We start from the raw sequence: 19,263 nt of genomic DNA on the forward strand, positions 1-19,263 counted from the left end.
CATGCAGTCAAGGGCGGTCCGAAGTGCGACACACGAGGGTGTGACTCCGGCGTCGTCCGGGAAGGGCTCGAGGCTCAGGTACCGTCCACGCGTGACGCTCCGACGGACCCTGGCCCGCGCCTACTGGCGGCTGAGCCGCTGGACCCTGCAGACCGAGCGTGTGCCCGTGGACGGCGCCGGGCTGCTGATCGGCGCACCGCACACGTCCAACTGGGACTTCATCCTCATGCTGGCGATCAGCGGCGAGGCGGACCTGACGGTCAAGTGGCTCGGCAAGCAGCAGCTGTTCCGCGGACCGGCAGGACCGGTGATGCGGGCGCTCGGGGGCATCCCCGTGGACCGCCGCGACCCCGCCGGGCTGGTCGACGAGCTGGTGGCGCGGATCCAGGGCGGCGACCGCTTCTACCTCGTCGTCACGCCCGAGGGGTCGCGCAGCGGCTCCGGCTGGAAGTCGGGGTTCTACCGGATCGCCCGCGCCACGGACCTGCCGGTCACCCTCGGCTACGTCGACCGCACCACCATGACGGCCGGCCTGGGACCGACGCTCCACCTGACCGGGGACGTCGCCGCGGACATGGACGAGGTGCGCGCGTTCTACGCCGACAAGTCCGGGTTCGCGCCGTCCCGCCGGACCGAGCCGCGCCTCCGGGAGGAAGCCGCTCCCGAGTGACTGTCCGAGGGCTTCGCTACGGTCGGGGCGCACCCGTCCCCACGTGAGGAGCCCATCGTGGACGAGTTCGACTGGTCGATCCTGAGCGTGCCGACGCCGCGCGCGGTGGTCCGCGGGCAGCTGGAGTTCTCCTGGTGGGAGCTCGGTCGGCGCCTGGAGACCGTCACGCAGGACGAGTTCCAGTGGGAGCCGGCACCCGGCGCGCTGAGCGTCCGTCGGCGCACCGAGACCACCGCTCCGCGCACGTTCGGCGTCGGCGAGTGGGTCGTCGAGTGGCCCGAGGGGCCCGACCACCCCGGCCCGCGGACCGTCGCGTGGCTCGTCGCGCACCTGACCGAGGTGCTCACCGAGCGGTACGACTGGACGTTCGGCGCCCACGAGGCCAAGCGGCCGACGCTGACCTACTCGGGCGAGGTCGGACCGGCCGTCGCGGAGCTCACGCGGATGGCCGACGCCTGGCGCGCGGGGATCGCCGGGATGTCCGACGATGACATCTTCACGGTCGGCCTCAGCCAGGCCACCGAGATCGATGCGCAGTCACCGTTCGCGCACCTGGTGGCGCACATCAACCGCGAGATCATCCACCACGGGTCGGAGATCTTCACGCTCACCGACCTGTACCGCGTGCGGGGAGGCTCACATGTCTGAGAACCACGTCGCCCGAGCGTCCGTCGACATCCCGGCGCCGGCCGAGAACGTCTGGGACACCCTGGTCGATCCCGAGGCCACCTGGATGATGGGAGCCCGCGTGACCAGCGCCTACGTGGTCGGCGTGCCCATCACCTTCGACGGCGAGTGGGACGGCAGGCCGTTCCAGGACCACGGCGAGATCCTCGAGGTCGACCGACCGCGCCGCCTGCGCTACACGCACTACTCACCGCTGAGCGGGCAGCCGGACGTCCCCGAGAACTACCACCACCTGACGTTCACGTTCGACGAGGACGAGGGGTCCACGGCCGTCACGCTGGAGCAGGACGGCAACGGGTCGGCCGAGGAGGCGGCGCACTCCACCGCGAACTGGGAGCAGGTGCTGGGCGCCCTGCGCGACGCGGTCGTTGCGGATGCGGAGCGCGCGGGCTCGTCGTAGCGTCGAGGAGTTGCCAACCCGAGAGGAGTGATTCTGATGGGTCTCGACGACAAGATCAGCAACGCTGCGGAAGAAGCCAAGGGCAAGGTCAAGGAAGCGGCCGGCAAGGCGACTGACGACGAGCGTCTCGAAGCAGAGGGCAAGGGCGATCAGGCCAGCGCGAACGTGAAGCAGGCTGGCGAGAACATCAAGGACGCGTTCAAGTGATCTGACCCGTCCCGGCACGACGCGAAGGCCCCCACCATGGCGGTGGGGGCCTTCGTCGTTCACAACATCTCTTTCGCAATAACCCTTGCGCAATGATCGTTGCGAGTTCTAGAGTCGCACCATGAGCACCGAGCAGAGCACCGAGACCCGGCTGAGCCGGAGCGATCCCGAGCGGATCCGCGCGCTGGCGCACCCCCTGCGGCTCGCGCTGCTCGAGTACCTGGACGACACCGGTGAGGCCACGGCCACCCAGTGCGCCAAGCACACCGGCGAGTCCGTCGCCAACTGCTCGTTCCACCTGCGCCTGCTGGCTCGCTACGGGTTCATCGAGCCCGCCGAGCAGCGCGGCCGCGAGCGCCCCTGGCGCCCGAGCGCCCGGCGCGAGCAGTTCGTGCCGGACGAGTCGGTCCCCGGGTCGGTGCGCGCCGTCGTCGAGCTGGCGGAGGTCGCCGTCCGCCAGGAGGCCGAGGGGTTCATCGGCTTCCTGCACCAGCGCGCCGACCGCGCCGCGGAGCTGACCGGCCGGTCGCTCCCCGCGTCGATGACCAAGGACACCTTCTGGGCGACGCCCGACGAGACGGACGCCCTGCTCCACGCGGTCGGCGCCCTCCTCGAGCCGTACGTCGCCCGGATGAAGGACGCCTCGTCGCGTCCCGCCGGCGCCCTGCTCATGCGGTGGTTCGCCACCAGCCACCCCGACCTCGCGGTCGACCCTGCACCTGGTCCGGAGGCGTCCGACGCCCCCCACCCGCTCGCTCCCCACGCATCCGAGGAGGCGTGACATGGTCGCGCTGACGTACGACGTGCGCACCGTGCGCATCCCGATCCCCCGACTCGTCCTCCGTTCGTCCCGTGCGCGGCTCGCCCGCCGGGTGGTCGTGCCCGCCGAGCCCTGGCAGCACGCCGAGCGCCTGGTGCACGAGCAGCGCCGCGAGTCCCACCTCGACGCCGCCGTCGCGCTGCGCCGCTGACGGGACGGTCGTAGCCTCGGGCCAGGAGGTCCGATGGTCCGTACGACGGTGGTTCCCGTGGTCGTCGACCGGCCCGCGGTGCCCTACGTGGGCATCACCGCGTCGGTCACGCCCGGCACGTTCGCGCGGGCCGCGGGCGGGTTCCCGGAGCTGTTCGCCTGGCTGACCGCGCACAGCCTGCACCCGGCCGGTCCGCCGTTCTTCCGGTACGACGTGGTCGACCCGGAGCGCGGCATGGTCGTCGAGGCCGGGGTGCCGCTCTCCGAGGCGGTGCACTGGACGGACGGGGGCGTCGTCACCGGCGTCCTGCCCGCCGGCCGGTACGCGGTGACCAGCCACGTCGGCCCGCCCGACGAGCTGGTGCAGGTGACCGCGGGGATGCAGGCGTGGGCCGCCGCCGAGGGCCTGCGGTTCGACCGCTGGGACACCCCCGAGGGCGAGGCGTGGGGGTGCCGGCTCGAGCTCCAGCTGACGGATCCGCTGGTCGAGCCCGAGATGGCCCGGTGGGAGACACAGCTCGCGCTCCGGCTCGCCGACGACGAGCCGGCCGCCGGCACCGGCGGGGACCTGGGGGACACCGGGCTGCTCTGAGCCATCCGCGGGGCCGGCGGCGTCGAACCACTGCTGACCCATCCCCCGACGGACGACGGACCCGATGTCCCTGCAGCAGCTGTCGACGCCACCGGCGTGCCTCCTCGGGCGCTCCGGTGTGCGGCGCGCGACCGCCGAAGGGCGAGCGGCGATGCGGTGGGGCACACTGGCCCGCGTGGAGCGAGGACCTGGCGAGGCGGACGCGCCGCGCTCCGCCGAGTCCCTGCTCTCGGACGTCGCGCAGGGCGACGACTCGGCGTTCGCGGTCCTCTACGACACCCTCGGCCGCGGGGTCTTCGGCACCTGCCTCGGCGTCCTGCGGGACCCCGACCACGCCGCCGAGGTGGCCCAGGAGGTCTGGGTCGAGGTCTGGCGCACCGCCGCCCGGTTCGACGCCGCCCGCGGCTCCGCCCGCACCTGGACCCTGACGCTCGCCCACCGGCGGGCCGTCGACCGCGTCCGGGCGGTGCAGGCGCAGCGCGACCGCGACCAGCGGGTGCTCGACGGGAGCACCGAGCGGGAGTTCGACGTCGTCGCGGACGAGGTCGAGTCCGCCCTCGAGCAGGTCCGCGTCCGCGACTGCCTCGGCACCCTGACGTCCACCCAGAAGCAGGCGGTGGTCCTCGCGTACTACGGCGGCCGGACCTACCGTGAGGTGGCCGACGAGCTCGCCGCGCCGCTGCCCACGGTGAAGAGCCGCATCCGTGACGGCCTGCTCCGCCTGCGCGACTGCCTGGGGGTGACGTCATGACGATCTCCGACGACGACGCCCGCTCCCTGCTCGGCGCCTACGCGCTGGACGCGGTCGACGCCGACGAGCGCGCCGCCGTCGAGCAGCTCGTGGCCACCGACCCCGCGGCCGCCGCCGAGCTCGCGCAGCTCAGCGCCGTCGCGGCGACCCTGGGCGACGCCGTGGCCGGGGAGCCCCCGGCCGCGCTGCGCGCCTCGGTCCTGGCTGCGATCGCCGACGTCCCGCAGCTCGGCCCGCTCGGAGGTCCGCGCCACGCGGTGGCGGACGCACCGGCGGGTCGCGCGTCGCCGGAGAGTCCTGCCGCGTCCGGCGCCGCTGCGCCGCTCGACGCCCCGGCGCCGGGTGTGACGAACCTCGCCGACCGTCGACGCCCGTCCCGCACGCGCTGGCTCGCCGTCGCCGCGGCCGTCGTCATCGGCGCCGCCGTCCCCACCGCGCTCGCGGTCCAGCAGGCGCAGCGCGCCAGCGAGGCCGAGCAGCAGCAGCAGGCGCTCGCGGACCTGCTCACCGACCCGTCGGCCGTCGTCGTGCACGGCGACGTCACCGGCGGCGGCACCGCGACCGCGATCCTCACCGACGACCGCGCCCTCTTCAGCGCGACCGGCCTGCCGGACCCCGGCGACGACAAGGCGTACCAGCTCTGGGTGGTCGACGCCGACGGCGCCGCGTCCGCCGGAGTGCTGGCCGACGACGCGGGCGCGGTCCGCCAGCTGGCCGACGACTTCTCCGCGGGCGCCGCCCTGGCCATCACGGTCGAACCGGCCGGCGGCTCCACGCAGCCGACGACGGACCCGCTGGTCGTCCTCTCGGCCACCTGACCCGCCCGCGGATCACGTCTGCCGCCCGCGAGCTCGGTGCTTCGCGTCGAGCTCGGTAGCTGGAGCCACCGAGCTCGACGGCAACCACCGAGCTCGACACCGGCCGGTTGCCGCGGCACGTGCGGGTCAGGACGCGACGGAGCCCCCTCGCCGTACCCTGCGAGGGGGCTCCGCTGCTCGCCCGGTGAACCGGCGAGCGCAGACGGACCGGCCGCCGAAGCGACCGGCCCGCCGGGTCGTCACATCGTCGGCATGAGCACCGAGTCGATGAGGTAGACGGTCGCGTTGGCGGTGTGGACGCCGCCGCAGATGACGGTGGCGCCGTTGACCATGAGCGAGTCGCCGGAGCCGGTGACTTCGACGGTGCCGCCCTGGACGGTGGTCTGCGTGCCGACCACCATGTCCGGCGACAGCTGCCCGGGCACCACGTGGTACGTGAGGATCGACGAGAGCGTCGCGGAGTCGGTCTTGAGGGACTCGATGGTCGCGGCGTCGATCTTGGCGAACGCGTCGTCGACCGGCGCGAACACCGTGAACTCGTCACCGTTCAGGGTGTCGACCAGGTTGACGTCCGGGTTCAGCTGGCCGGACACCGCGGACACGAGCGTGGTGAGCAGCGGGTTGTTCGACGCGGCCACCGCGACCGGGTCGGCCGACATGCCGGTCACGGAGCCCGGGCCGTCCGGGACCGCGGCGGCGTAGTCGGCACAGCCGGGGCCGACGAGGTCGGCGGCGGGGTCCGCGGTCATCGCGTCTTCGCTGGGCATCTCCGACGGCGTCTCCATGGGCGCCTCCATCGAGGCCGACGAGTCGGAGCCGGCGGTGTCGTCGGCCGCGCCGGAGCTGCAGGCGGTCAGGGCGAGGCCCGTGACGCCGGCGAGCAGGACGGCGGCGATACGGGTGCGGTTCGTGGTGCGCATGGTGGCTCTCCCTTGAATCAGGTCCGGGTGGGTACCCGCCCGGTCGTCTCTCGGGAGGGGTTCGGCACCGTCGGGGGAGCGGATGGGTGTCGGTTGCGACGAGGACCCATCCCCGAGGGTCGCGGCGGCGAACCCCGGCCATGGACCTGCTCACGCTCGCGCTCATCGGCCTCGTCGGTGGCCTCATCACCGGCATCTCGCCGTGCATCCTGCCCGTGCTGCCCGTGGTGTTCTTCGCGGGCGGCGTGGAAGGGGCACGTGCCCGACCATCCGCCACGACGAGGACCACGAAGGGCGCCGCCGGCTCGGTGGGGGCGATGGCCCAGCCGTCGTTCCTGTCGAGCGGCACCACGTGGACGCCCGGCGGCGTCGCCACCCTGGAACCACCCGCAGAGGCGACGACCACGCGTGACAAGGCGTCGGCCCGCCGTCCCTACCTCGTCATCGCGGGCCTGGTCACCAGCTTCACGCTGGTCACCCTCGTCGGCACGCTGCTGCTCAACCTCCTCGGCCTGCCGCAGGACCTGCTGCGCTGGGCCGGCATCGCGGTGCTCGCGCTCCTGGGCGTCGGCCTGCTGGTGCCGCGGTTCGAGGAGGTCCTGGAGCGCCCGTTCCAGCGGCTGACCCCGAAGCGCGCACCCGGCGCCGGTCGCGGCGGCTTCGTGCTGGGCCTCGGGCTCGGCGCGGTGTACGTGCCGTGCGCCGGGCCGGTGCTCGCCGCGATCACGGTGGCGGGCGCGACGGGGTCGGTCGGCCCCGGCACCGTGGTCCTGACGGTGGCGTTCGCGCTGGGCGCGTCGATCCCGCTGCTGGTCCTCGCGCTCGCGGGCCGCCGGGTGGCCGAGCGCATCGCCGCGTTCCGCACCCACCAGCGCGGCATCCGCGCGGCGGGCGGCGCACTGATGATCGCGCTCGCCCTCGCGCTCGCGTTCAACCTGACCGACGCGATCCAGCGCGCGCTGCCCGGCTACACGGAGTCGCTCCAGGCGAAGGTCGCCGCCAACGAGACCGTGCGCGAGCAGCTGGACCTCGGCGGGCTGGTCACGGACGAGAACCGGCAGCTGGCCGAGTGCAGCAACAACTCCGCCGAGCTCGAGGACTGCGGACCCGCGCCGGCGATCCGAGGTATCGATACCTGGCTGAACACCCCGGACGGTGCTCCGGTCGACCTGGCGGACCTGCGCGGCAAGGTCGTGCTCCTCGACTTCTGGGCGTACTCCTGCATCAACTGCCAGCGCTCGGTCCCGCACGTGACCGCGTGGCAGGAGGCGTACCGCGACGACGGCCTGGTGGTGGTCGGCGTGCACACCCCCGAGTACGCGTTCGAGCGCGAGACCCGCAACGTCGTCGACGGCGCCGAGCGGCTGGGCATCACGTACCCGGTGGCGCAGGACAACTCGTACGCCACGTGGACCGCCTACCGGAACCGCTACTGGCCGGCGCACTACCTCATCGACGCCGACGGCCAGATCCGCCAGGTCTCGCAGGGCGAGGGCGGCTACGCCCAGACGGAGTCGCTGATCAGGGAGCTCCTGACGCAGGCGGACCCCGGCGTGACGCTGCCCGCGCCGACCCAGGTGGACGACGCGACGCCGGTGGGAGACGTCACCCCGGAGACGTTCCTGTCGGTGAGCAAGCACGCGAACGTGGCGGGCGACTACCGCGAGGGTGCGGCCACCTACACGTTCCCCACGGACCAGGCGCAGGACACGGTCGCGTTCGGCGGGACGTGGACCACCGACTACCAGGGCGCGACCGCGGGCCCGGACGCGCAGCTGCGTCTGCGCTACCACGCCGAGGTGGTGCAGGTGGTCCTCGGCGGGACGGGGGCGGTCACGGCCGTCGTGCGGGACGAGGACGGATCGGTCGTGGACCGGGTGGAGCTGGCGGTGGACGGCCCGCCGCGGGCATACGCGCTGGTCGACGACGATTCAGTACGGAACGGCACCGTCGAGCTGACTGCGCAGGCAGGAGTCCAGGTGTTCTCGTTCACCTTCGGGTGAGCGGCGACGAGCGTGAGGCCACCGTTCAGATACGTCCGAGCGGGTGAATTGGTCGTATGTCCGGTTCTGGTACCGGTGACACGCTTCCACGAACTCTCATGTTGCTCTAATGTCGGACTTGTCAGCGAAAACGGCAAACCCTCCGCAAGGAGGGGACGCAAAGCCACGGGACCTACAGGGTCAGCCGGGCTACCGAACAGACAGGACTGTGTCATGGACCAGCGTGGATTCTCAGCAGACCCGTCCGAGACCTCCATCACCCCCACCCCGGCCTTCCCGGCTCCTCGCGTCTCCGCGTGGGCTGGGCTCGCTGCTCGTCGCAGCGTGATCGAGCTGGTGCCGGCGCAGCGCGAGCACGCGGCGGCCTGAGGTCTCGAAGCACGGCAAGCCCTCCTCGTCGAACCCCTCGGAGCCTCCGGCTCCGGGGGGTTCGACGTTGCCGCAGGTCAGCGTGTGTCGGTGGCTGCTTTTTGTCCGGCATGTCCACTAGCCTCGACGTGAGCGAGCTCCCGATCGGGGGCACTTCCGGAGAGAAGGTCACATGGACAGCTTCTTGGACTGGTTCTGGCTTCTCGTCTACTGGTTCCTCTTCTTCGCCTACCTCGTCATCCTCTTCCAGATCCTCGGGGACCTGTTCCGTGACCGTGACCTCGGCGGTTTCGCCAAGGCCGTCTGGATCATCGCGCTGGTCTTCCTGCCGTTCCTGACCGCGCTGATCTACGTGATCGCCCGTGGCAAGGGCATGGCGGAGCGGCAGATGCAGGCCGTCCAGCAGGCGAGGTCCGACACCGACAGCTACATCCGAGAAGTGGCGGGCAAGTCCCCGGCCGAGCACATCGCCGACGCGAAGGCGCTCCTCGACTCGGGCACGATCGACGCCAACGAGTTCGCGACGCTCAAGGCCAAGGCGCTCGCCTGACCGACGACGACGCACGAGCCCTCCGGGCCGGTACCGCACAGGTGCCGGCCCGGACCGCTGCCTAGAGCTCGCCGGTCTTCTGCAGCACCCGCATGGCCACCCAGCCGAGCGGGATGCGCAGCCAGTAGGTGGCCACCCGGAACAGGACCGCGACCGACGTCGCGACGCCGGGGTTGATCGTGGTGAAGCTGGTGAGCGCGGTGGCGAGGGCCAGCTCGATCGTGCCCATGCCGCCGGGCGTCGGGATCAGCGCGCCCGCGGTGTTGCCGGCCAGGTAGACCAGCGCCACCTGGATGAGCGTGGCGTCCTGGCCGAACGCGGCGAGGCTCGCGTCGAACGCGAAGATGAAGCCGAGCGTCATCAGCAGGTTGCCGCCGACGGCCAGCGCCAGCCGCCACGGCTGCCCGAGCACCTCGATGAGGCGGGGCCACGTCTGGCGCAGGGTCGGCATGGTCTTGGCGAGCACCCACTGACGCACCTTGGGCACCAGGAGCGCGGACGCGACGAGCGCGGCGACGATCCCGAGGACGAGCAGGACGACGGGGGAGACCGGCAGCGCCGACTCCTTGTTGCCGGACGCGATGGTCAGGACCAGCAGCAGACCGAGCGTCACGACGAACTGGCTCACCTGGACGAGCGCGACGGTGGCCGCCGCCAGGGTGGTGGACACCCCCCGCTTGGTGAGCATCCGCAGGTTCAGCGCGGCCGGTCCGATGCCGGCGGGTGCGGCCAGCCCGACGAACGTCGCAGCGGTCTGCACCAGCGTGGCGCGCCACAGCGGCAGCTTGACCGGCGAGAACGCGACGAACGCCAGCGCGGCCCCGACGAGCGTGACGAGCCCGAGCGCGAACGCGACCACCGTCCAGCGCCAGTCGCCGGCTGCGAGCGCGGAGGTGATCTCGTCGACGTTGATGCTGGTGATGACGAAGACGATCGCGACGATCGGCAGCACGATCGTGATCACCGTGCGTGCGCCGAAGCGGACGAGCTGCTGCGGTTCCACGTCGGCCTCGGGCAGCCGGGCGACGAGCGCCGACCGGAGCTCGGCGAGCACCTTCTTGTCCGCCCGCATCTCGTCGCGGGTCAGTCGGGGCAGCGTGATCGTCTGCAGCAGCGGCCCGATCGCCGCGACGTGCTCGGCGGGGACCACGCTCGCCGCGGACTCCAGCGCGCGCGTGGCCCCCACCCGCAGGGCGAGCAGGGCCACCAGCTGGGTGACGTCCATGCGGCGGGCCAGCTCGGACGAGGCGACGTCGCCCTGCTCCCAGCTGGTCAGCCAGACCACGGGCCGGCCGACCACCGTCTCGACGAGCAGGACGTCGCTGGTCAGGGACCGGTGCGCGATCCCGGCGTCGTGCGCGAGCTGCAGCTGGGCCCAGATCTCCTCGAGCACCTCGTCGGTGAGCTCGTCGGCCGTGAGGTCGCTGAGCGGGACCGCGTGCCCGGGGCGCTCCTGGACCAGCAGCATCGAGTCGTCGGCCTCGGCGATGCTCAGCAGCTTGGGCGTGCGGACGCCGGCGGCGCGGGCGGCGTAGGCGAGCAGCGCGGTCCGCTCGGCCGCCTGGCGCAGGGACACCACCGAGCGCCCCTCGATCCCGCGCAGCCGGAGCGACCGCCACAGGCGGGTCAGCATGCCGACCACCTGCCGGTCGCCGTCGACGACCACCAGGTCCAGCTCGTCGCCGTCGTCGGTCGTCAGCTCGTACACGCGGTGGTCGGTCGAGCGGGTGAGCGCCCGGGCGGCGGAGTCGCCGTCGAGCTCGTCGGCCCCGACCTCGGACTCCGCCTCCGTCGTCGCGTCGGCTACCCGGCTCAGCTGGACGGGCTCGAACCCGGCGCGCCGCACACCGGCCACCAGGCTCGCGCCGTACGCCCGCTCCGACTGCACGCCGGACAGGTAGCGCACCCCGAGTCCCGTGACGCGGCCGATGAGGAAGGAGACGGCCAGCCCCGGCAGCGAGACGCCGGCGGTGATGAGCAGCACGCCGATCGCGACCCAGATGAGGTTCCACGACCACTTGACCGTCCGGCGGCGACCGCGCGGGCCGACGACCGTGAGCAGGCCGACCAGCAGCGCGACGTACCCGGGGAGCGTGACGACCCATGTGTTGTCCGACCGGATCGACATGCCGACCACGAGCTCGTCGGACCCGAGCGTGGTGATGGCCCAGTAGACGACCGCGTTGAGGAAGAGGGCGGCCAGGGCGGCGACCATGCCCTCGAGCAGCTGGCGGCCGAGCCGGCGGATCGCGAGCTCGGTGATGACCGCGAGGGGGACGGCGACGATGACGAAGCCCTCGAGCAGGGTGACGGGGACGAAGAGGATCCGCTTGAGCAGGGTGGCGAAGCCCTGGACGTCCTCCGCCACGCCGGTGGTCGTGTTGTGGGCGTACGTCGCCAGCACGAGCACGAGTGCGATGCCGAGGGCGGACAGCACCGTGCCCAGCAGGTCGCTCGGGTGGTGCACGCGGACGGTGGGGACGTCGTGGATCACGACATCCCGTGCAGGATCTGCGGCCACCTCGGCAGGCTCCGCGGGCGCGACGACGTCCGTGGGCGCAGCGGCGTCTGCCGCTGCGCGACTGGCGGGCGTCGCGGGCATAGGGGCGAGTCTAGGCAGCCACGCCGGACCTGCCCGGTAGGGCGCGTGACCTGCCGGGACGGCTGCGCGCGCGTCGGGGCGCTTCGTCCGGATCCTCCCGCTAGCGTGAGGATCCCGATCCCGTGGTTCCGACCCCTGTGGAGGCCTCGATGTCCGACGAGCTGAGCACCGCCGACGTCTCGTCAGCGCTCCGCAGGATCTGGTGGCTCCCCATCCTGCGCGGCGTGGTGCTGGTGATCCTGGGGTTGTTCATGCTCGTGCAGCCGCTGGGCACGGTGAAGGCGCTCGTGTGGGTGTTCGGGGTGTTCGCGATCATCGACGGGCTCGTGGCCATCGCGCAGTGGCTGGGCAACCGCAAGGAGCCCGGCGCCGGCTGGTGGCTGATCTCGGGTCTCGTCGGCATCGCGTTCGGTGTGACGGCGGTGGTGTGGACCGGGCCGACCGCGCAGGTGATCTTCTACCTGATCGCCCTCTGGGTGCTGGTGCTCGGCGTCCTGTCGGTGATCGCGGCGGTGGTCCTGTACCGGTCGCGGGACATCGGCTGGTACTGGGTGCTGACGTTCGGCCTGATCGCGTTCCTGTTCGGGCTGCTGCTGATCATGAACCCGCAGACGTCGGTGAGCGTGATCGTCGTGCTGCTGGGCCTGTTCGCCTTCGTCGGCGGCGTGGTGCTCATCGTCAGCGGCTTCGCCACCAAGCAGCTGGCCAAGCAGCTGGACCAGGGGTCGGCCACGATCTGACGACCTAGTTGAGCCCCACCGCCGCCAGCCACGCGGCAGGGACGAGCGCGTAGCCGACGAACACGACCATGTCCATGAGGGTGTGCGCCATGACGAGCGGCATGACGCGTCGCTTGCGCCGGTAGTACTCGGCGAACAGCAGACCCATGATCGCGTTCCCGACGAACGCTCCCCAGCCCTGGTACAGGTGGTACGAGCCGCGCAGCAGCGCGCTGGCGACGACGATCGCCGGCGCGCTCCAGCGCAGCTCGCGCAGCCGCTCCATCAGGTAGCCGACGACGATGACCTCCTCGAGCAGCGCGTTCTGCAGCGCCGCGAGGAGGAGCACGGGGATGGTCCACCAGGCCGCGTTGAGGGCCGACGCCTGGACCTCGACGGCCAGCCCGAGCGCGCGCGCGAGCGCGTACAGGCCGAGCCCGGGGATGCCGATGAGCGCGGCCAGGCCCACGCCGACGGCGAGGTCACGCCACGGGCGCGTGAGCTCGAGGCCGATGCGCCGCACTGCCGACTTCCCGTTGGCCGAGAGCAGGTACAGGGCGAGCGCGACGGGGACCAGCGCGAAGCCGATCTGCAGCAGCTGGTAGGTGAGGTCGAGCCAGGGGCGCGGTGAGCGGCTGGGGTTGAGGGTGGTCGACTGGTCCGCCAGCGGGGGGCCGGCGGTGAGCCGGTCGATGATGTTGACCACCGCGTAGAGCCCGGACTTGCCGAGCGACAGGCCGAGCACGATCCAGATCTCGGTGGTGAGCCGGCGGCGGTAGGCGCGCTGGCTGGGCGGCGGGGCCGTGAGCACCGGGGCGGCGAGGTCGTCCGGGGTCGCGTCGGCGGGCGTCGGCGCAGTCATGGCTCGCAGCGTAGGCCGGAAGCCTGGGTGTCGGCTGGATCGCGCCTGTGTGCCGAAATCCTCTTGCCAGGAGCGCATCGGGCAAACTACTTTGTGAGACAAACCTAGGAGGGGCCATGGCGACCGACCCACCGGACGAAGCACCGGACCCGGCCGACGCGCTCGCGATCATCGCCGCACAGCGCGCGCTGGCCGAGGACACCCGCCCGTCGAGCACCTGGATCTTCGCGCTCTGGGGCACCGCCTGGCTGCTCGGGTACGGCGCGATGTGGCTGACCGCCGGCGACGACCGCCGCCCGTCGCTGCTCGCGGTGGTCGTCGCGATCGGCCTCGGCCTGGTGGCCGTGGTGCTGACGATCGTGCACGTGCTGCGCCGGACGCACGGGATCGCCGGCGCCGGGGCACGCCAGGGCGCCCTGTACGGCTGGGCGTGGCCGATCGGCTTCGTCGCGCAGAGCCTGATCGTCGGCGGGCTGGGCCGGGCGGGAGCCTCGGACGAGGTGACCGGGCTGGCAGCCAACGCGATCGCGGCGCTGGTGGTCGGGCTGCTGTACATCGCGGGCGGGCTGCTCTGGGACGACACGGGGATGTACGTGGTCGGCGGCTGGATGGCGCTCGTCGGGGCGGCGGCCGCGCTCACCGGGCTGCCGGCGTCCTACCTGGTCATGGCGCTCGCGGGCGGCGGAGGGATGCTCGCGCTCGGCCTCGTCACGCGGATCCGGCCCCGTGCCTGACGAGCAGCTCGACCCCGTCATCCACGCGCAGGCCCGGCTCCGGGTCGTGGCCACGCTGGCCTCGCTCGGTACGCACGACCGCATCTCCTTCCCGCGGCTGCAGAAGCTGCTCGACATGACCGCGGGGAACCTGTCCACCCATCTGCGCCGACTCGAGGAGGCGGACTACGTGACGATCACCAAGACCCATGAGGGCCGGACCCCGGCCACCTACGTGGAGCTGACGCTGGCCGGACGGCTCGCGTTCGAGAGGTACACGCAGACGCTGCGTTCACTGCTGGGAGGAACGTCATGACCACCGTCGTGGAGCTGGAGCACGTCACCCGCACGTTCGGGGCGGTGACCGCGTTGGACGACGTGTCGCTGAGCGTCGGCGAGGGGCAGCTGGTCGGGCTGCTCGGACCGAACGGCGCCGGCAAGACGACCCTGCTCAGCCTGGTCAGCGGCCTGCGCCGGGCGGACTCCGGCACCGTCCGGCTGTTCGGTGGGGACCCGCGGGACGCGTCGTCGCGCATCGCGCTCGGGACCACGCCGCAGGAGACCGGGCTGCCGCCGACGCTCACGGTCGGGGAGGTCGTCGACCTCGTCGCGGGGCACTACCCCGCCCCCATGACGCGCGCGGAGGTGCTCGCCCGGTTCGGGCTCGAGGACCTGTCCGGACGGCAGACCGGCGGTCTGTCGGGCGGCCAGAAGCGCCGGCTCGCGGTGGCCCTCGCGCTCGTGGGCCGGCCCCGGTTGGTGCTCCTCGACGAGCCGACCACCGGGCTCGACGTCGAGGCGCGGCACATCCTGTGGGAGGCGCTGCGCGACTACCACGCGGACGGCGCGACCGTGCTGCTGACCAGCCACTACCTGGAGGAGATCGAGGCGCTCGCCGAGCGCGTGGTGGTGATCGGCGAGGGCCGGGTGCTGGCCGACGACACCCTGAGCTCGGTGCTCGGGCTCGTCGGGCTGCGCCGCGTGATCTTCGCGGTGCCGGACGGGGACGGCGTCGACCTGGCCCGGCTGCCCGGAGCGGCCAGCGCACAGCAGGCGAGCGACGGGCGGTGGACCGTGCTCGCGTCGGACGCCGACCGCGTGGTGCGCGCCCTCGTCGAGCAGGCCGTGCCGTTCGAGGGCCTGGAGGTCCGTGGCGCCTCGCTGGAGGAGGCGTTCCTCACGCTCACGCAGAAGGAGGAGGTCGTCCGATGAGCACCGTTCTCGCGCCACGCCCGTTCTGGTCGCTGGCCGTCCTGCACGCCCGGTTCCAGTTCCTCGAGACCGTGCGGATCCCGATCGCGGTGATCGGGAACCTGCTGTTCCCGTCGCTGGCCCTGCTGTTCTTCGTCATCCCGCAGCGGTCGGTGGCCGACGACCCGGGGATCGCCACCGCCGCGATCGCGCAGCTCGGGGTGTTCGCGGTGATGTCCACGTGCCTGTTCTCGTTCGGCGTGGGCGTCTCCGAGGACCGCGCGATGCCGTTCGACCCGTTCCTGCGCACGCTGCCCGCCGGCGCCGGGCCGCGGCTGGTCGGCCGCGTGCTCAACGGGGTGCTCTGGTCCTACCTCGCCCTGGTGCCGCTGGTCCTGCTCGGCGCGTTCCTCACCGCGGCGACGCTCACCCCCGCCCAGGCGCTCGCGGCGATCGCGATGGTGCCCGCCGTGGCCGTGCCGTTCCTGCTGCTCGGGCTCGCGATCGGGTACCGGCTCAGCTCCAAGGCCGCGATCGCGGTGGTGCAGGCCACCCTGTTCCCGCTCGCGTTCGCCGGCGGGCTGTTCCTGCCGCCGGAGGCGTTCCCGGGGTGGCTGGACACCCTGTCGAAGTTCCTGCCGTCACGGGCTGCCCGCGACCTGGCCGTGCAGGCGGTGACCGGGTACGAGGCCTACGCGGGGGCCCTCGTGGTGATCCTCGCGTGGACAGTGGCGTTCGCGGCCCTCGCCGTGACGGCGTACCGCCGCGACGAGGGCCGCCGGTTCCACTGAGTCCTACTCGAACCGTCGCAGCCTGAGCGAGTTCCCGACCACCAGCACCGAGGAGAGCGCCATCGCGGCGCCCGCGATCATCGGGTTGAGCAGGCCGAGGGCGGCCAGCGGGATCGCGGCGACGTTGTAGGCGAACGCCCAGAACAGGTTCTGCTTGATCACCCGCAGCGTGCGCCGGGACAACCGGATCGCGTCGCCGGCGGAGCGCAGGTCACCGCGGACCAGCGTGATGTCGGCGGCCTCGATCGCCACGTCGGTGCCGGTGCCCATGGCCAGGCCGAGGTCGGCGGTGGCCAGGGCGGCGGCGTCGTTGACCCCGTCGCCGACCATCGCGACGCGTGCGCCCTCGGCCTGCAGGCGGGCGACGACCGCCACCTTGTCGGCGGGCAGCACGTGCGCGATCACGTCGTCCTCGGAGATCCCGACCTCGCGCGCGGCCGCACGGGCCGCGCCCTCGTTGTCGCCGGTGAGCAGGACCGGCCGCAGGCCCAGGGCGCGCAGCTCGGCGACCGCCTGCGCGGAGGACGCCTTGACCGGGTCGCGCAGGACCAGCACGCCGCGGGGCGAGCCGTCCCAGGCGACCATGACCGCCGTGGCACCGTCGGCCTCGGCCGCGTCGAACGGGCCCTGGAAGTCGGTCGGGTCGATGCCCTGCTCCTTGAGCCACGCGGGCTTGCCGACGAGGACGCGACGACCCAGCCCGACGCCCGAGTGCGCGGTGCGGACCACGCCGGAGACGCCGTGACCGGCCTCGGCGCGGAAGTCGAGCACCTGGTCGGAGCCGATGACGACGCCGTCGCCCCCGGTGGGTCCGTCCGTGCGGCCGGCGGCGATCGCGATGGCCTGCCCGATGGGGTGCTCGGCCAGCTGCTCGACCGCCGCGGCGTACCGCAGGACGTCCGTCTCGCCCACGACGTCGACCAGCGCCATGCGCCCCTCGGTCACCGTGCCGGTCTTGTCCAGCACGACGGTGTCGATGGTGCGGGTCTGCTCGAGGATCTCGGGGCCCTTGATGAGGATGCCCCGCTGCGCGCCGCGGCCGGTACCGACCAGGAGCGCGGTGGGCGTGGCGAGGCCGAGGGCGCAGGGGCACGCGATGATCAGCACGGCGACGGCGGCGGTGAACGCGGCCTGCACGCCCGAGCCGGTGAGCAGCCAGACCGCCAGCGTGCCGAGCGCGAGCACGAGCACCACCGGCACGAACACCGCGGAGATCCGGTCGGCGAGCCGCTGCACGGGCGCCTTGCCGGTCTGCGCGGCGGCGACGAGCCGGCCGATCTGCGCCAACCGCGTCTCGGCGCCCACGCGGGTGGCCCGCACGACGAGCGCGCCCGAGGTGTTGATGGTGGCGCCGGTGACCTCGTCGCCGGGGCCGACGTCGACCGGCACGGGCTCGCCCGTGAGCAGCGAGGTGTCCAGCGCGGAGGTGCCGCTGACCACCAGCCCGTCGGTGGCGACCTTCTCCCCCGGCCGCACGACGAACTCGTCGCCGACGGTGAGCCGGTCGATGGGGACGCGCCGCTCGGTGCCGTCGACCAGTAGCGACACGTCCTTGGCGCCCAGGTCCAGCAGCGCGCGCAGGGCGTCGCCCGCGCGTCGGCGCGACCGGTGCTCGGCGTACCTACCGGCCAGCAGGAACGTGGTGACGACGGCCGCGACCTCGAAGTACAGCTCGGGGATCGCCATGCCCTCCTCGGCCGCCCTGGGCCAGAGCGTGGGCGTCATGGTCATGCCCAGCTCGCCCGCTCCGCCGAGCAGCAGCGCCCACAGGGACCACGCGGTCGCGGCGATGATGCCGATCGAGACCAGCGTGTCCATGGTCGAGGCGCCGTGCCGGGCGGCCCGGAACGCGGCCCGGTGGAAAGGCCAGGCGGCCCAGGTGACCACGGGCAGAGCCAGCGCGGCGACGACCCACTGCCACCCGGTGAACTGGAGGGCGGGGATCATCGAGATCAGCAGCACGGGGACGGTCAGCACCGCGGCGACCCGCAGGCGGCTGCGCAGCTCGGTGCCGCGAGCGTCGGTCGGGGCCGAGGTGTCCTCGTCCGGGTCCATGTCGTGGCCGGGCGCCATCGAGTGCCCCGAGAGGGCGTGCTCGATCGGGTCCATGCCCTCGTGGTGCTCGTGCGGAGGGCGGACCACTGTGGCGTCGTAGCCGGCGGCGCGGACCGCGGCGACCAGGTCGTCCGTGGCGGTCGGCCCGTCCACGCGGACGTGCGCCGACTCCAGCGGCAGGTTCACGGTCGCCTCGACACCCGGCAGCCGGTTCAGCTTCTTCTCGACGCGCGCGACGCAGGAGGCGCAGGTCATGCCCTCGATCGCGAGATCGACGGTCCGCTCGCTCCCGGTCTTCATCTCTGTCACAGCAAGGACCTCCGCGGGGTGACGGCGTAGCCGGCCTCGACGACCGCCGCGGCGAGCGCGTCGTCGGCCAGGGGCGCGTCGGAGACGACCGAGACCGTCGACGACCCGCCGACGACCAGCTGGACCGTGACGTCCTTGACGCTCGGCAGGGCGGACAGCTCGGAGGTGACGGCGGAGACGCAGTGGCCGCAGGTCATGCCGTCGACGCCGAACGTGGTGGTGAGGGTGGTGCTCATCAGGTGCTCCTTCTAGCTGCGGACGAGGCGGGCGATGGCGTCGGAGGCTTCCTTCACCTTCGCCGCTCCCTCCTCGGGGGACTGGCGGGCGGCGTCGACGACGCAGTGCGCGAGGTGGTCCTCGACCAGGCCGATGCTCACGGCCTGCAGGGCCTTCGTGACGGCGGCGACCTGCGTGAGGATGTCGATGCAGTACACGTCCTCGTCGACCATCCGTGCGATGCCGCGGACCTGCCCCTCGACCCGGCGCAGGCGCTTGAGGTAGTCGTCCTTGGCGTCCGTGTAACCGTGCATGGGGGCCTCTTTCGTCGTCGAGCGGGTGCTCTTTGCGCAACACGATACCCCCATGGGGTATTCCGGAGCCGGGCGGGGGGCAGAATCAGCGGCATGCGGGTCTCGGCGAAGGCGGACTATGCGGTGCGGGCGTGCGCCGAGCTGGCGGCGTCCCCTCACGGGGATCCGGTGCGGGCGGACGACCTCGCCGCCGGGCAGCAGCTCCCGGTCGCGTTCCTGGAGCGGATCCTCGGCGACCTGCGCCGCGGCGGCGTGGTGTCGAGCGTCCGCGGACGCTCCGGCGGCTACCGGCTGGCACGACCCGCCGACGAGATCACGCTGGCCGACGTCATCCGTGCGGTCGACGGCCCGCTCGTCACGGTGCGCGACGAGCGGCCGACCGAGCTCGAGTACGGCGGGTCGGCGGAGGCGCTGCTGCAGGTGTGGGTCGCCCTGCGGGTGAGCGTGCGGGACGTGCTCGACCGGGTGACGCTCGCGGCGCTGGTCTCCGGTGAGCTGCCCCCGCACGTGCGGGACCTGGGCGCCCGCGAGGACGCCTGGATCAACCCGTAGGA

The 19,263-nt window shown here is 72.8% G+C and carries 24 protein-coding genes and 1 riboswitch; of the genes, 18 read left to right on the forward strand and 6 right to left on the reverse strand.

The genetic code is table 11. The annotated features are described in order from the left end of the window. Positions 1 to 91: 91 nt before the first annotated feature. From ASD18_RS03530 to ASD18_RS03570, 9 genes are all read left to right on the forward strand, one after another. Positions 92 to 670, forward strand: a complete 579-nt coding sequence (locus tag ASD18_RS03530) for a 1-acyl-sn-glycerol-3-phosphate acyltransferase (protein ID WP_056086715.1) — start codon at positions 92 to 94, stop codon at positions 668 to 670. Positions 671 to 727: 57 nt separating this feature from the next. Beyond that, positions 728 to 1,318, forward strand: a complete 591-nt coding sequence (locus ASD18_RS03535; RefSeq protein WP_200938461.1) for a DinB family protein — start codon at positions 728 to 730, stop codon at positions 1,316 to 1,318. After that, positions 1,311 to 1,757, forward strand: coding sequence for an SRPBCC domain-containing protein (locus tag ASD18_RS03540; RefSeq protein WP_056086722.1), 447 nt, complete (start codon positions 1,311 to 1,313; stop codon positions 1,755 to 1,757). The genes ASD18_RS03535 and ASD18_RS03540 overlap by 8 nt, the downstream gene beginning before the upstream one ends. Positions 1,758 to 1,793: 36 nt before the next feature. Beyond that, entirely contained in the window at positions 1,794 to 1,964 is a 171-nt protein-coding gene (locus ASD18_RS03545) for a CsbD family protein (protein WP_056086725.1), read from the forward strand. A 121-nt stretch (positions 1,965 to 2,085) separates the two neighbouring features. Next, positions 2,086 to 2,745: a helix-turn-helix transcriptional regulator gene (locus ASD18_RS03550; protein ID WP_056086729.1), complete on the forward strand. Its 660-nt coding sequence runs from the start codon at positions 2,086 to 2,088 to the stop codon at positions 2,743 to 2,745. A gap of 1 nt (position 2,746) precedes the next feature. Further along, positions 2,747 to 2,935 (forward strand): hypothetical protein, encoded by a 189-nt coding sequence (locus ASD18_RS03555; protein WP_056086731.1) that lies wholly within the window; start codon positions 2,747 to 2,749, stop codon positions 2,933 to 2,935. A 33-nt stretch (positions 2,936 to 2,968) separates the two neighbouring features. After that, the gene (locus ASD18_RS03560) at positions 2,969 to 3,526 is read left to right on the forward strand and encodes a GyrI-like domain-containing protein (protein ID WP_056086735.1); all 558 of its coding nucleotides are present in this window, start codon (positions 2,969 to 2,971) and stop codon (positions 3,524 to 3,526) included. A gap of 175 nt (positions 3,527 to 3,701) precedes the next feature. Next, complete coding sequence (sigK, locus tag ASD18_RS03565; RefSeq protein ID WP_235522246.1) at positions 3,702 to 4,277, forward strand: ECF RNA polymerase sigma factor SigK; 576 nt, start codon at positions 3,702 to 3,704, stop codon at positions 4,275 to 4,277. Then, positions 4,274 to 5,095: an anti-sigma factor domain-containing protein gene (locus ASD18_RS03570; RefSeq protein ID WP_056086739.1), complete on the forward strand. Its 822-nt coding sequence runs from the start codon at positions 4,274 to 4,276 to the stop codon at positions 5,093 to 5,095. Before sigK ends, ASD18_RS03570 begins: the two co-directional genes overlap by 4 nt. Positions 5,096 to 5,334: 239 nt before the next feature. On the opposite strand, the gene ASD18_RS03575 is transcribed toward ASD18_RS03570, so the two are convergent. Continuing rightward, positions 5,335 to 6,015: a fasciclin domain-containing protein gene (locus ASD18_RS03575; protein WP_056086742.1), complete on the reverse strand. Its 681-nt coding sequence runs from the start codon at positions 6,013 to 6,015 to the stop codon at positions 5,335 to 5,337. Positions 6,016 to 6,155: 140 nt separating this feature from the next. Here ASD18_RS03575 and ASD18_RS03580 point away from each other — a divergent pair, with 140 nt between their 5' ends. The 3 genes from ASD18_RS03580 (at position 6,156) to ASD18_RS03585 (ending at position 8,937) form a co-directional block, all read left to right on the forward strand. Next, complete coding sequence (locus ASD18_RS03580; RefSeq protein ID WP_200938463.1) at positions 6,156 to 8,018, forward strand: cytochrome c biogenesis protein DipZ; 1,863 nt, start codon at positions 6,156 to 6,158, stop codon at positions 8,016 to 8,018. 122 nt (positions 8,019 to 8,140) lie between these two features. After that, a riboswitch (cyclic di-GMP riboswitch) is annotated at positions 8,141 to 8,215 on the forward strand. Between the two features lie 16 nt (positions 8,216 to 8,231). Beyond that, complete coding sequence (locus ASD18_RS20960) at positions 8,232 to 8,387, forward strand: hypothetical protein (protein ID WP_156387873.1); 156 nt, start codon at positions 8,232 to 8,234, stop codon at positions 8,385 to 8,387. A 172-nt stretch (positions 8,388 to 8,559) separates the two neighbouring features. Beyond that, positions 8,560 to 8,937, forward strand: coding sequence for a PLDc N-terminal domain-containing protein (locus tag ASD18_RS03585; RefSeq protein WP_056086745.1), 378 nt, complete (start codon positions 8,560 to 8,562; stop codon positions 8,935 to 8,937). Between the two features lie 61 nt (positions 8,938 to 8,998). Here the strand turns inward: ASD18_RS03585 and ASD18_RS03590 are convergent, their stop codons facing one another. Further along, the gene (locus ASD18_RS03590; RefSeq protein WP_082573497.1) at positions 8,999 to 11,539 is read right to left on the reverse strand and encodes a lysylphosphatidylglycerol synthase transmembrane domain-containing protein; all 2,541 of its coding nucleotides are present in this window, start codon (positions 11,537 to 11,539) and stop codon (positions 8,999 to 9,001) included. Between the two features lie 149 nt (positions 11,540 to 11,688). Here ASD18_RS03590 and ASD18_RS03595 point away from each other — a divergent pair, with 149 nt between their 5' ends. Continuing rightward, positions 11,689 to 12,279 (forward strand): HdeD family acid-resistance protein, encoded by a 591-nt coding sequence (locus tag ASD18_RS03595; protein WP_056091496.1) that lies wholly within the window; start codon positions 11,689 to 11,691, stop codon positions 12,277 to 12,279. A 4-nt stretch (positions 12,280 to 12,283) separates the two neighbouring features. On the opposite strand, the gene ASD18_RS03600 is transcribed toward ASD18_RS03595, so the two are convergent. Continuing rightward, positions 12,284 to 13,120, reverse strand: a complete 837-nt coding sequence (locus ASD18_RS03600; RefSeq protein ID WP_056086749.1) for a CPBP family intramembrane glutamic endopeptidase — start codon at positions 13,118 to 13,120, stop codon at positions 12,284 to 12,286. Positions 13,121 to 13,236: 116 nt separating this feature from the next. Between ASD18_RS03600 and ASD18_RS03605 the strand changes: the two genes are divergently transcribed. Genes ASD18_RS03605 through ASD18_RS03620 form a run of 4 tightly spaced genes read left to right on the forward strand, consistent with a single transcriptional unit; the run spans position 13,237 to position 15,815 of the window. Then, positions 13,237 to 13,854 carry a hypothetical protein gene (locus ASD18_RS03605; protein ID WP_056086751.1) on the forward strand — a complete coding sequence of 206 codons (618 nt, stop codon included), beginning with the start codon at positions 13,237 to 13,239 and terminating at the stop codon, positions 13,852 to 13,854. Next, a complete protein-coding gene (locus tag ASD18_RS03610) occupies positions 13,847 to 14,149 on the forward strand; it encodes a transcriptional regulator (RefSeq protein WP_056086753.1) in 303 nt (100 codons plus the stop codon). The genes ASD18_RS03605 and ASD18_RS03610 overlap by 8 nt, the downstream gene beginning before the upstream one ends. After that, the gene (locus ASD18_RS03615; RefSeq protein ID WP_056086756.1) at positions 14,146 to 15,045 is read left to right on the forward strand and encodes an ABC transporter ATP-binding protein; all 900 of its coding nucleotides are present in this window, start codon (positions 14,146 to 14,148) and stop codon (positions 15,043 to 15,045) included. Before ASD18_RS03610 ends, ASD18_RS03615 begins: the two co-directional genes overlap by 4 nt. Further along, positions 15,042 to 15,815, forward strand: coding sequence for an ABC transporter permease (locus ASD18_RS03620; protein WP_056086759.1), 774 nt, complete (start codon positions 15,042 to 15,044; stop codon positions 15,813 to 15,815). The genes ASD18_RS03615 and ASD18_RS03620 overlap by 4 nt, the downstream gene beginning before the upstream one ends. A 3-nt stretch (positions 15,816 to 15,818) precedes the next feature. Here ASD18_RS03620 and ASD18_RS03625 read toward each other — a convergent pair whose 3' ends face one another. The 3 genes from ASD18_RS03625 to ASD18_RS03635 are packed head-to-tail and all read right to left on the reverse strand — an operon-like array spanning position 15,819 to position 18,709. Then, positions 15,819 to 18,170 (reverse strand): cation-translocating P-type ATPase, encoded by a 2,352-nt coding sequence (locus tag ASD18_RS03625; protein ID WP_056086762.1) that lies wholly within the window; start codon positions 18,168 to 18,170, stop codon positions 15,819 to 15,821. A 5-nt stretch (positions 18,171 to 18,175) separates the two neighbouring features. Next, on the reverse strand, positions 18,176 to 18,415 hold the full coding sequence (locus ASD18_RS03630) for a heavy-metal-associated domain-containing protein (protein WP_056086765.1): 240 nt from the start codon (positions 18,413 to 18,415) through the stop codon (positions 18,176 to 18,178). A gap of 12 nt (positions 18,416 to 18,427) precedes the next feature. Continuing rightward, positions 18,428 to 18,709 carry a metal-sensitive transcriptional regulator gene (locus ASD18_RS03635; protein ID WP_056086768.1) on the reverse strand — a complete coding sequence of 94 codons (282 nt, stop codon included), beginning with the start codon at positions 18,707 to 18,709 and terminating at the stop codon, positions 18,428 to 18,430. A 93-nt stretch (positions 18,710 to 18,802) separates the two neighbouring features. Here ASD18_RS03635 and ASD18_RS03640 point away from each other — a divergent pair, with 93 nt between their 5' ends. After that, on the forward strand, positions 18,803 to 19,261 hold the full coding sequence (locus tag ASD18_RS03640; RefSeq protein ID WP_056086773.1) for an Rrf2 family transcriptional regulator: 459 nt from the start codon (positions 18,803 to 18,805) through the stop codon (positions 19,259 to 19,261). Positions 19,262 to 19,263 lie beyond the last annotated feature (2 nt).

The sequence above is a fragment of the Cellulomonas sp. Root137 genome, assembly GCF_001426725.1.
Taxonomy (GTDB): Bacteria; Actinomycetota; Actinomycetes; order Actinomycetales; family Cellulomonadaceae; genus Cellulomonas.